This is a genomic window from Psychroflexus sp. MES1-P1E (genome assembly GCF_002836055.1).
Taxonomy (GTDB): Bacteria; Bacteroidota; Bacteroidia; order Flavobacteriales; family Flavobacteriaceae; genus Psychroflexus.
The window spans coordinates 35564-48244 of sequence record NZ_PJBS01000158.1; the positions used below are offsets into that span (position 1 = coordinate 35564).

Consider the following 12681-nt stretch of genomic DNA (forward strand, 5'->3'; position numbering starts at 1 on the left):
AAAAAATTTAAATATATAAGGGTTTTGCGGTTAAAATTAATTTAATCGGATCTAAATAGTAGATATAAGTTGAAAAGAAATTACACTGCTATCTTAGACTTCAAAGTGCGTTTCTTTGAAATCTTACAGTGTTTACGTTGTGGTTTTCTGGAAAACAGGATTGTTTTAAGTCTCTTTTTGTAGGACTTAAGAAGAAACCCGCAAAACATTGCGGGTGATAATTGATATTTTATGAATTGTAAAATAATCATATTGCAATTTTAAGCATTATAATATTTACTTCTCCAAATTGCAGTGTTAAAATTTTTGCCTTTTGAAAAACCGTAAAAAATAGAGACCCCACCTATCCATTTAAACATAAATAAATAAAGCAATATAAATTCTGTTGTAAGGTTATCTTCGTCCATAAAAAAACCACTAGGAACTAAAAATGTACAGATCAGAGCTGAAAACAAGGCGAAAAATATAAAGTTTTCGAAAGTTTTAAAAGGCCACATCATTATGCGACGAAATGGACTTAGATCGTTTCCCCATTTGTGAATTAAATAATAATAATCATTTCCGATAGGCGCAAATAACAAAGGATCATCTGCATTTTCAAGTTTAAACAATTTAGAGGGTGCCATAATTTTAAAACCCTTTAAGTCTGTCTCATGCTGTTCTTCTAAAGTTTTAATCTTGGAGATAGCTTCGTATGGTAATTTACCTTTGAAATATTTAGAATCCAAAAACCTCAATCTATAATTGATACAAATTTGTTCAATCTGGTTGATATGGTAAATTTTACTTGACTCTAACTTGTCGGTATTAAAATTATTGAAATTTATATCGTCGCCGGAGGCTATTTTATTCAAAATAATGGTGTTTTCAGCATCAACGTTGCTGAAAATAGATTCAACTTCCTTTAGAATATTTTCATTGGAAGTCTTTTTAAATTTTACTCTATCGAGTTGATCTTTAAGGTTTGTTCTTGGAAACATCATATATCATTTACATCTTTGGATATAAAAGTAATACCTTAGTTATGTTCAAACAATTGCATCTCTGAATTTTAACATGTAATAAGTATATATTCAATCAAGGATCAGCTTTTTTGTAAACGTATGAAATTATAGACTCCCCTTCCTTCTGCTAAAACCTCTTTATTAGGGTTTTTCTCTAGCCAACATTTCAGGTTTGCAACAAAAAATTCTGGATCTTAACCTTAAAGTCTTTCCTTCTTTAATTATGACTTTGCCATGTACAGGATATAAAAAAACCTACTCATATATCTATGCTGGTCATCTTATAAATCTATTTCAATATAATTTATATTGAAAACAAAAAACGTCTCAGCGAAAAACAAATAGGGATTTAAATATCGTCTAAAGTCAACTTATCTTAAACTAGCACCGAATTCAGTTTCAAATCGATTTTGGAGTTTAGTCATGACTTTATCCACCTGCTTATCGGTAAGTGTTTTCTCTTCATCTATAAATTTAAACCTAAGCGCATAGCTCTTTTTTTCTTCAGGCAATTTGTCTCCTTCATAAACGTCGAATAAATCTACCTCCTTAAGAATAGTCTTATCTGTTTTGAAGGCCACTGTTTTAAGATCATCAAATTTTACAGATTTATCTAAAAGTAATGCAAAATCCCTTTGAGTAGACGGATACTTAGGTATGTCTTTTATTTTTAAGTGATGATTTTGAATGACCTCTAAGACGGCATCCCAGTGAACATCTGCATATAAAACTTCTTGTTCAATATCAAAAGACTTTAAAATATGAGGGGTTACTCTTCCAAATTCAACAATAGTTTGAGCTTCTATTTTACCCATAAGACCTTCTGAAAACAATGAAGATTCTACAGTCTGAAAGGAAAGGTCTGTTATACCAAGTTTTTCAAAAATACTCGCTAAAATTCCTTTGAGTTCAAAAAAGCTAGTCGTTTCTTGAGGTCTGGTCCAAGACTTAGAAGATTTAAAACCAGTCAGAAATAAAGACAAGTGCTTAAGCTCCTTATAATCTGGGTTGAATTTGTGGTAGGTTTTACCAAATTCAAAGAATTTTAAATCGGTACTTTTTCTATTGATATTATAGCTCAAAGATTCCAAACCAGAACATAACATAGATTGTCTCATAACGCCAAGATCGGAACTTAAAGCATTAAGAATACTTACATTATGTTCTTCCTTAAGGTCGTCGATTAAATCTACATAGGATTTGGTCGTCAAAGAATTAGCCATCGTTTCATAAAAACCCTGAGACACAAGTTGATCTGCTATTTTATTTTGGACTTTATAGTCGTCGTAAGGAGATGAGTTGGCAACAGAAACATTAAACTTGCTATCAGATTCAATATTATTATACCCATATACTCTCAAAATCTCCTCAATAACATCCACTTCCCTTCGCACATCTACTCTATAAGCTGGAATAGTAAGTCCCAATCCACTTTCCGAAACATTGTTTACCTTGATGTCCAAAGAGGTGAGAATTGTTTTAATGACCCCAGAATCAATTTCCTGTCCTATCAAATGATTTATTTTATCAAAAGTTAGAAACACCTGAAAATCTTCAATCTTCTTAGGATAAAAATCATCTACATCACTAGTGACATGACCTCCTGAAATTTCTTGAATTAACAAAACCGCTCTTTTAAGAGCGAATTCTGTAATATTAGGATCTATACCTCTTTCGTATCTAAAAGAAGCATCTGTATTGAGACCGTGCCTTTTAGCGGTTTTACGAATACTCACAGCATTAAAATACGCACTTTCTAGAAATATGCTAGACGTGTTTTTTGTAACCCCAGATTCTAGACCCCCGAAAACCCCAGCTATACAAAGTGGTTTTTGTGAGTCACAAATCATTAAATCGTCCTCATGAAGTTCTCTTTCTATGCCGTCTAAAGTGGTAAACTTAGTCCCACTCTTTAAAGTTTTGACTTGAATTTTTCGATCTTTAATTTTATCTAAATCAAAAGCATGCATGGGTTGTCCTAACTCATGCATCACATAATTTGTGGCATCTACAATAGTATTTTTAGGATTTATTCCTATAGCTTTTAATTTATTTTTTAACCAGTCTGGTGATTCCTTTACCTCAATACCCGAAACAGTAACTCCACAATATCTTGGGGCCAATTTGGATTTTTTCACTTCAATAGACACCCTATTACTTCTATTTTCAACATGAAAATTACTCACAGAAGGAGTATCAATAGGTAAGTTTATTTCATTTTGAATTAATCCAGCTCTTAAATCTCTTGCTACTCCCCAATGAGACATGGCGTCTGCTCTGTTGGGTGTTAAACCGATTTCAAAAACTTCATCAATTTCAACCAAAAACACTTCATTTAAAGGTGTTCCAGGTATTAATGAATCTTCCAATACCATTATTCCATCGTGACTTCCACCAAGCCCTATTTCATCTTCGGCACAAATCATACCTTCACTTACTTCTCCTCTTATCTTGCCTTTCTTAATAGTCCAGGGTTCGCCTTTGTCATCATATAAAATTGTACCGATGGTTGCAACAGGAACTAATTGACCTTCAGCAACATTTGGAGCTCCGCAAACAATAGTTAGCGATGTATCTGTGCCAATATTGACTTTAGTTAACTTCAGTCGATCAGCATTTGGATGGGATTCACAAGATTCTACACGACCTACAAGGAGACCTTCTAGCCTACCTTTTATAGATTCGAATGCTTCAATACCTTCTACTTCAAGACCTAAATCTGTAAGTAAAACTTCAGTCTCTTCTGCAGACCATTTTGTATTGATGAATTGTTTTAACCAATTGAAAGAAATCTTCATACTTTATAGTTATAAAGGCGCAAAGATAACAAACCGCCTTGGCTCTTAAAATTTTTATTCCTCTAAAATTATGGTAAATTGAATTTTAAAATAAATACAATGATAAAAGTTATTACGATTGCCTTTTTAGGATTTACAAGTCTGTTTTACGGCCAAGTAGACACTAGAATTTATGATATTGTGGATGAAGTATCAGCTGAAAAACTTGAATACAACGTTCAAAACCTAGTTGATTTCGGAACCCGAAACACCTTTAGTGAAACGGAAAGCGATACTCGTGGTATTGGTGCCGCTAGACGATGGATCAAAGGAGAGTTCGAACGTATTTCAAAAAACTGTGATGAGTGCCTTACTGTTTTCTATCAAAGTGAAACCGTTACGCCAGAAATGGGAAATCGAATACCTAAAACTGCAGAAGTGGTTAATGTCGTAGCAGTTCAAAAAGGAAAGAAATATCCAAATTCATACATTATGATGAGCGGTGATATCGATTCTAGGGCGTCAGACACTCAAGATTTTAAAACAGACGCTCCAGGAGCCAATGACAATGCTACGGGAATTGCTGGGGCTATGGAAGCTGCCCGAGTTTTAAGTCAATATGAATTTGACCATAGTATTGTTTACGTCGGCCTGAGTGGAGAAGAACAAGGTTTGTATGGCGGACAGTTTTTAGCTAACTATGCTAAGGAAAATAAATGGAATATCATTGGAGTCCTCAATAACGATATGATAGGAAATATTGAAGGTTTAGATGGAGTTATCGACAACCGCACGTTTAGGATCTTTAGTGAAGCTTATAATCCAACTGAAACTGACAGGGAGAGACAAATGAAGCGTTTTTATGGTGGAGAAGTAGATGGAAGTTCTAGACAACTTGCTAGATATGTTCATAAAACAACTCAAACCTATATGCCAGAAATGAATCCTATGATGGTATACAGGCTAGACCGCTTTGGTCGTGGAGGTCATCATAAACCTTTTAATGATTTAGGCTTCCCAGGGATACGTATTATGGAAGCTCATGAAAATTATAATCGTCAGCATCAAGATATCAGAACAGAAGATGGTATTGAATACGGCGATGTAATTGACTATGTCAATTTTGACTATCATAAAAAATTAACGGCAGTAAATGCTATATCTATGGCTAGTTTAGCATGGGCTCCTCCTGCCCCAACAGAGGTAAGGATCGGTGGTATTGTAGAACCCTCTGTAAAACTTGCATGGAAACAGAGAGATGCTAAAGATATTAAAGGCTATAAAATTTACTGGAGAATGACAACTTCTCCTACGTGGGATCATTTTAGATATATTGAAAATGTGAATGAAGTCACTCTAGAAGGAATTATTATCGATAATTTTTACTTTGGAGTAGCAGCGATTGGAAAAAACGGTCATGAAAGCCCAGTCGTCTTTCCTTCAAAAATTATGAGATAAATACACCTAAATAAAAAAGTCCTATCGAAAACGATAGGACTTTTTTGGGTGGAAGATGGGGCTCGAACCCACGACCCCTGATACCACAAACCAGTGCTCTAACCAACTGAGCTACATCCACCAGTTGTCTTTTAAGACATTGCAAATTTAATATAATATTGCATTCTACAAAAGGATTTCAATAAATAACAAAAAAAATAAAAAAATGAAACTCATCTCCGAATCAATTCCCTTTAAGTGAACAGGTTATGAGTTTCATTAAATCAGCTTAAATCGAATTTCAACCCATTATTCGTTTAAAAAAGGGGCTACTTTTTCTTTTATCTCATCAACAATTGTAGGATCAAGCAACGTTGAGACATCACCTATTTGATCTGCTTCGTTGCAAGATACCTTTCTCATAATTCTTCTCATGATCTTTCCACTTCGAGTTTTAGGTAAACCAGAAACAAAATGAACACGATCCAACTTGGCTATAGGACCGATTTTACTTGAAATTAATTGATTGATTTCTTTGCTTAAATTTTCCCTATTTCTGGATTCTCCATCGTTTTTCAAAATGATAAACCCAGCTAAAGCATTTCCCTTCACTTGGTGAGGAAATCCTACAATAGCAGACTCTGCCACTGCTGGATGCTCATTGATAGCATCTTCTATTGGTGCAGTTCCTAAATTATGACCAGACACAATGATGACATCGTCTACTCTACCTGTTATACGGTAGTAACCCACCTCATCTCTTAGGGCCCCATCTCCAGTGAAATAAATATTTTCATAAGCTGAAAAATAAGTGTCGATATACCGTTGATGATTTCCATAAACAGTTCTTGCCATACTTGGCCAAGGATGCTTAATGCAAAGTCTTCCAGAACTGCCATTACCTTTAATTTCATTTCCTTTTTCATCCATTAAAGATGGCTGAATACCTGGTAGAGGAAGTGTGGCATAAGTAGGCTTAGTTGGAGTTACGAAAGGAATTGGAGAAATCATAATACCTCCTGTTTCAGTTTGCCACCACGTATCTACAATGGGGCACTTTTTTTTGCCAATATTTTCATTGTACCAATTCCAAGCTTCTTCATTAATGGGCTCTCCTACACTTCCTAAAACTTTCAGGGATGATAAATCGTATTGATTAACAAACTTAATGTCCTGCTTAGCCAATGCTCTAATAGCTGTTGGAGCCGTGTAAAATTGATTCACCTTATATTTATCTATGATATCCCAGAATCTTCCAAAATCTGGATAAGACGGAACACCTTCAAACATCAAGGTTGTTGCTCCATTAAGAAGGGGACCATAAACAATATAAGAATGGCCAGTAATCCACCCTATATCTGCCGTACACCAGTACACATCATTTTCTTTGTATTGGAAAACATTTTTAAATGAAAACGCAGTATATACCATATATCCAGCTGTCGTATGCACCATCCCTTTTGGAGTTCCTGTAGAACCTGAGGTATAGAGTATGAAAAGCATATCTTCAGCATCCATGATTTCTACTTCACATTTATCATCTACTTTTTTCAATTCTTCATGAAGCCAGACATCTCGATTTTCTGTCATCTCAATTTTAGAAAACGTTCGCTTAGCCACCAAAACGCATTCTACTGTGGGCGTGCTTTCCAAAGCTTCGTCTACAATACCTTTTAGATCAATAGTTTTAGAACCGCGGTATGACCCATCGGAAGTGATGACCATCTTACAATCTGAATCGTTAATTCTTGAAGAGAGTGCAGACGCTGAAAACCCTGCAAATACAACAGAGTGAACTGCTCCAATCCTAGCACAGGCCAATGTTGAAATAGCCAACTCCGGAATCATAGGTAGATAAATGCATACGCGATCTCCTTTTAGAACACCATTTCTTTTCAACACATTCGCCATTTTATTGACGCGCTTAGACAACTCATTATAAGTGATATGAAGTGCTTCTTCATCTGGATTGTTGGGTTCCCAAATAATCGCCGTTTTATTTCCTCTAGTCTTTAAATGCCTATCGATAGCATTTTCAGTAATATTGAGTTGAGCTCCTTCAAACCAACTTACCTCTGCTTTTTCGCGATTCCATTTTAAAACGGAATCCCATTTTTTTCTCCAAACAAAGTTTCTTTCTGCAATGGTATTCCAGAAATTCTCTGGATCATTTTGAGAAATCCTGTAGACATCGATATATTTTGCTAACGAATCAATGTTATAATAACTAGTGGTAAGCGCTTTTAGAGATTGTGTGACTTGATTTTTATTAGAACTAAATGCACCGATTTTTTGTTGATCAAAAATCTCTATAATCTCACTTATTACCATCGGATCTTCGATAGTAGATGGAAGCTTGTAGGGTTCTCCAGCCACCAATTTTTTAAGCGTTCTTCTTAAGGTTTTACCACTTCTTGTTTTCGGAAGTCGTTTAACGATGACTACATTTTTTAATGCCGCAATAGGTCCAATTTTATCCCTTACCAGTTGCACGATTTCAGTTTGCATTTTATAAGATTCATAATCTTCATCGCCCAATATTGGAACGACAATAGCTAAGGGGACTTCACCTTTAAGGGCGTCTTGTAGGGCAACTACTGCACATTCAGCAACAGAAGGGTGTTGAGACACCACTTCCTCGAGAGACGCAGTAGAAAGACGATGACCAGAAACATTGATTACATCATCAATTCTTCCAGTTATAAATACATAACCCTCTTCGTCTATAAAACCGCCGTCCCCAGAAAAATAATACCCAGGAAACTTATTCAAATAGCCATTTTTATAACGCTCGTGATTATCCCAAAGCGTTTGCATAAACCCAGGAGGAAGTGGTAGTTTAGAACAGATGTAACCTTCTGTATTAGCTGGTAAAACCTCGCCTTCTTCAGAAAGTATGACAAGATCATATCCTGGAACAGGCTTACCTGAAGAACCCAGCTTAATTGGTAAAGCATCCATTCCCATAAAATTTGCAACATTAGGCCATCCGGATTCAGTTTGCCACCAATGGTCAATTACAGGAATCTTTAGGTGATTCTGCGCCCATTTCAAGGTGGTTTCATCACATCGCTCTCCTGCCAAAAATTGATATTTCAAAGAAGAGATATCATATTTTTTTATAAATTCACCATGTGGATCTTCCTTTTTAATAGCTCTAAACGCAGTGGGCGCCGTAAACATAACATTCACTTTATGATCTTCTATCACTCTCCAAAAAGCGCCAGCATCTGGTGTTTTTACGGGTTTACCTTCATAAATGATAGTCGTATTTCTATGAATCATCGGGGCATAGACTATATAACTATGTCCTACGACCCACCCTACATCCGAAGCGGCCCAAAAGGTATCACCTGGTTTGGTGCCATAGATATTTTCCATTGAAAATTTAAGGCCAACAGCATAACCACCGATGTCTCTTACCACTCCTTTTGGTGAACCCGTAGTTCCAGACGTATATAGAATATAGGAGGGGTCTTGAGATTTTAAGGCAATTGCATTCACTGGTTTAGCCTTTTCCATCAATTCTAAGTAATCTATATCATAAGGTTTTTCCTCAAATTCAACTCCTAATTTTCTATTGAAGACGATTACTTTTTCAACTTTATGCTTTGCCTTTTCAATCGCCTCATCTAGCATAGGTTTATAGGCAATAAGTCTATCGACTTCTATACCCGAAGTGGCTGTAATAATAACTTTTGGTTTCGCATCATCTATTCTTATCGCCAATTCATCTGGAGCAAAACCTCCAAAAACTACAGAGTGTATAGCTCCTATCCTAGCACAGGCCAGCATACTGAATAAAGAGTGAGAAATCATAGGCATATAAATGATGACCCGGTCTCCCTTTTCAACACCCAATTCTTTTAGTCCACCGGCCAGTTTAGATACTTTTTCTAAAACTTCGCTGTAAGTATACTTGACTTGCTTCTGCCTTACAGCAGAATCATATATAAGAGCTATCTCATCACCATATCCATCTTCAATATGCTGGTCTAGACATAAATAACTCAGGTTGGTCTCTCCATCTGGAAACCAATTGTAAATCCCTTCTGAAGTCTGCTCAAAAGCTTTGGTTGGAGCTTTAAACCACTTTATTTTTTTTGACTCTTCCAGCCAGAATTCCTCTGGATGTTCAATGCTTTTTAGATATACTTCTTTATAATCCATAATGCTATATTTTAATGGTTTGGTGTTAATAAATCAGTGACTGTATTCAAAAGCTTTTTCATTGAAAACGGCTTTTTGATATATTCTTTTGCTCCAAGACTTAAAGCCTTCTGGACATCGGTTTCTTTTTGTTTAGCACTTATAATAATAGTTTGAGTTGTATATTTTAAGGTTTCGTGTTGTCTCAAATACTCTAAAACTTCATAACCATCCACCTTTGGCATCATGATATCCAGAATAACGAGATCGGGTTGTAGCTTCTCTGAAAGCAAAATAGCTTCTTCTCCATCTCTTGCAATAAAGATATCATAGTTATTCTTTCTCAAAGTATACTCCAACGCCATAATGATGTTGGGTTCATCATCTACTAGTAGTATCTTTTTCATGACTTGGATTTTGGTAATTTGATTATAATTTCTGCACCGATCTTTAGATTTGGATTTGCATAAATTTCTCCTCCATGCATCTCCACAATTTGTTGGCATATGGCTAGTCCAAAACCACTTCCTGTTGGCTTTTTAAAAGTTTGATTTTTAGACTGGTAAAACTTCTTGAAAATTAAGTGTTTATCCCCTTCTGGAATTCCTTTCCCATTATCTTTTATTGTAAATAATATTTCTTCTGAATTGTGCTCTAGAAAAACTTCAATAACTCCCTTCTTATCAGGGACAAATTTTAAAGCATTAGAAAGCAAATTAGTAAAAACCTGCAAGATTTTGCTGTAGTCAAATTCCAATACTACATTTGAATCAGGTTGAAATCTGACATCGATATTCTGCCTTTGAGCAATACTGCTTATTCCATGTATAGCCTCTTGAACGCATTCGTCAAGACGATGGAATTTTAAGGTTAACATATCTCTCCCTGAGGCCATTTTTTCTAAATCTAAAATATCATTTATCAGCACATTCAAACGCTCCGTATCTTGAATGATATTAGCCAAAAATCTTTGCTGAAGCTCCATCGCCATGTCCTCGTTATCTGATAGAACTTCTGAGCTGGCTTTTATAGAAGTAATTGGTGTTTTAAGCTCATGAGCAACCGTCTCTAAAAAGTCATCCTTCAATTGATCTTGAATTTTAAGTTCTTCATTAGCCATTTTTAAATCTGAAGTTAACTTTATCAATTTTTGAGATTGTTTTTCCAAAGATTTATTTACAGAAATGGTTTCTCTATTTTCTTCGAGTATATTAAGCACTTCAACCAATGAGACTGGCTTTTCCTTTGCCACATTAGAAATCAATATTTTGGCTGAAGCACTTCCTACTGCTCCGGTGAGAAGACGTTCTGAAAAATTTATAAATCTTGCGTCTGCCAAAATTTCTTGTGGATTTACTTGGTATCTCTTTCTAAAGACTCTTAAGGCTTTGTCGGCTTTTTCCTGTCCAATAAAGCGTATTAATATGTTCTGAATATCCTCCACATAAGCTTCTCCTTTCCAAACAAAAGCATCTTCTTTAAGTTCAATGACTCTTTCACTATTCACGAACATCTCACCGTAATTACGTTCTCTATAATTCCCTTTTCTAAGAACAGACAACATTAGGTAAACTCCTGTATTCAATAGTAAACTCCAGTATAAGGCATGATTTACAGGGTTCAATAGTTCGATTCCGAAAAGAGCGTAAGGCTTTAAAGCTCCTACACCAAAGAATCCCTGCTCTACAAATTCATTATTATTCAAAATATTTTCAGTAAAAAAAGGCAGCAAATAGGTAAAAACAACGACACTCATTCCAAGTAAGATTCCAACTTTGGATCCTAATGCAGAGCCCCTATTCCAAAACATTCCTATAAAAAAACTTGGAGCTAGCTGGGCTATAGTTAAGAATGAAATGAGCCCAATCGAAAATAGAGAAATCTGTGGATTGAACATCGAATAAAGTAAATAAGCAAGAATTATTGAGCTAAAAACGCAAAGCCGCCTTATGTTTTTTATGGTTTTCTCATTGTTCAAGGACTTATTATTGGTTAGCTTTTTTAAAAAACCATAGGGTATAATGAGGTTGTTACTCAACATGGTAGACAACGCAACTGTGGAAACCACAACCATAGATATAACGGCTGAAAGTCCCCCTAAGAAGACTAAAACGGCAAGCCATTTATCGCCAAAATGCAAGGGAATAAGAAGCGTAAAATAATCTGCATTAGCTTCATTTCCAAGAATCAACAGACCACCCCAAGCTATAAAAATTACAAAAACATTGAAAAGCAATAAGTATAAAGGAAACAACCAAATGGCTATTTTAAGTTGCTTGCGGTTGTTGAATTCTACCACTGAAGTCTGAAACTGTCGAGGCAATAGAAAAACTGCTAAAAAGGAAAGTGCAATACTAAAGTACCAATTTATACCACCATTTAAACCATTTATGGTGCTAAGCTTATTCAAATTTAAGTCCAAATCAGCTTGTTTATATAGGTCTACAGTCCCATCAAATACATAGAAGGTGACATAAATACCAACGACTAAGAAAAATGTAAGTTTCAAAATAGATTCAGCAGCGACAGAAAACATAACCCCTGTTCGATTTTTGGAAGCATCTAGAGATAAGGTTCCAAAGAATGAAGCAAAAACTGCTAAAATGAGAGCGATATAAAAAGTAGAATCTGTGATAACGGATGTCCCTTCAATCCCTATTGTCGATGTAGAAACAATTTCAAAAGTTTCAGAAATCGCTTTGAGCTGTAAAGAAATATAAGGAATTATGCTCGCAAGACAAACTAAGGTAACCAGAGCACCCAATGACCGGCTATTTCCATACCGTAGAGATATAAAATCCGCAATACTAGAAATCTTATAAGCTTTGGATAGTTGTATAATTTTCTTGAGTACTACAATCCATAATGGGGCGGCTATGACCGGACCAAGGTATATAGTAAGAAATTCTATTCCAGATGTTGCAGCCATCCCAACACTACCATAATAAGTCCAAGCAGAACAATAAACCGCAAGTGAAAGTCCGTAAATAGCTGGATGTGAAACTAACTTTGACCCTTTATTTTTTTCAGCGAAAAAAGCAATGAGAAACAAAATTCCTAAATAAGTAAATATGAGAGCTATGAGTCCAGTTTTACTCATTAATCTGAATATTTTTTAAGGATTGAAAAGGAGATGACCACACTTATCAACCAAATCATAAAAATGAAAAAGTAAAATAAAGGAAATCCAAAAACCGAAACATCAGAATTATAAGCGAGGACAAACGGTATATTAATGAGCAAGATTAAAGTCAAGCTTAAAAAAATAAGTTTCTGTTGATGTCTCTTTTTCATTGACTCTAAATTGGGACATA

The 12681-nt window shown here is 35.3% G+C and carries 6 protein-coding genes and 1 tRNA gene; 1 reads left to right on the plus strand and 6 read right to left on the minus strand.

The window, feature by feature from the left end:
• Window positions 1-260: 260 nt before the first annotated feature.
• The gene (locus CXF67_RS06335) at window positions 261-983 is read right to left on the minus strand and encodes a hypothetical protein (protein ID WP_102087982.1); all 723 of its coding nucleotides are present in this window, start codon (window positions 981-983) and stop codon (window positions 261-263) included.
• A gap of 392 nt (window positions 984-1375) precedes the next feature.
• Window positions 1376-3802 (minus strand): phenylalanine--tRNA ligase subunit beta, encoded by a 2427-nt coding sequence (gene pheT / locus CXF67_RS06340; RefSeq protein WP_102087983.1) that lies wholly within the window; start codon window positions 3800-3802, stop codon window positions 1376-1378.
• 99 nt (window positions 3803-3901) lie between these two features.
• Between pheT and CXF67_RS06345 the strand changes: the two genes are divergently transcribed.
• Window positions 3902-5239 carry a M28 family metallopeptidase gene (locus tag CXF67_RS06345; protein WP_102087984.1) on the plus strand — a complete coding sequence of 446 codons (1338 nt, stop codon included), beginning with the start codon at window positions 3902-3904 and terminating at the stop codon, window positions 5237-5239.
• A gap of 46 nt (window positions 5240-5285) precedes the next feature.
• Here the strand turns inward: CXF67_RS06345 and CXF67_RS06350 are convergent.
• The 4 genes from CXF67_RS06350 to CXF67_RS06365 form a co-directional block, all read right to left on the minus strand.
• Window positions 5286-5361, minus strand: a tRNA-His gene (locus CXF67_RS06350).
• A 166-nt stretch (window positions 5362-5527) separates the two neighbouring features.
• Window positions 5528-9388 carry an acetate--CoA ligase gene (gene acs, locus CXF67_RS06355; protein WP_102087985.1) on the minus strand — a complete coding sequence of 1287 codons (3861 nt, stop codon included), beginning with the start codon at window positions 9386-9388 and terminating at the stop codon, window positions 5528-5530.
• 11 nt (window positions 9389-9399) lie between these two features.
• Window positions 9400-9774 carry a response regulator transcription factor gene (locus CXF67_RS06360; protein ID WP_102087986.1) on the minus strand — a complete coding sequence of 125 codons (375 nt, stop codon included), beginning with the start codon at window positions 9772-9774 and terminating at the stop codon, window positions 9400-9402.
• Entirely contained in the window at window positions 9771-12467 is a 2697-nt protein-coding gene (locus CXF67_RS06365; protein WP_102087987.1) for a sensor histidine kinase, read from the minus strand. The genes CXF67_RS06360 and CXF67_RS06365 overlap by 4 nt, the downstream gene beginning before the upstream one ends.
• Window positions 12468-12681: the final 214 nt, after the last annotated feature.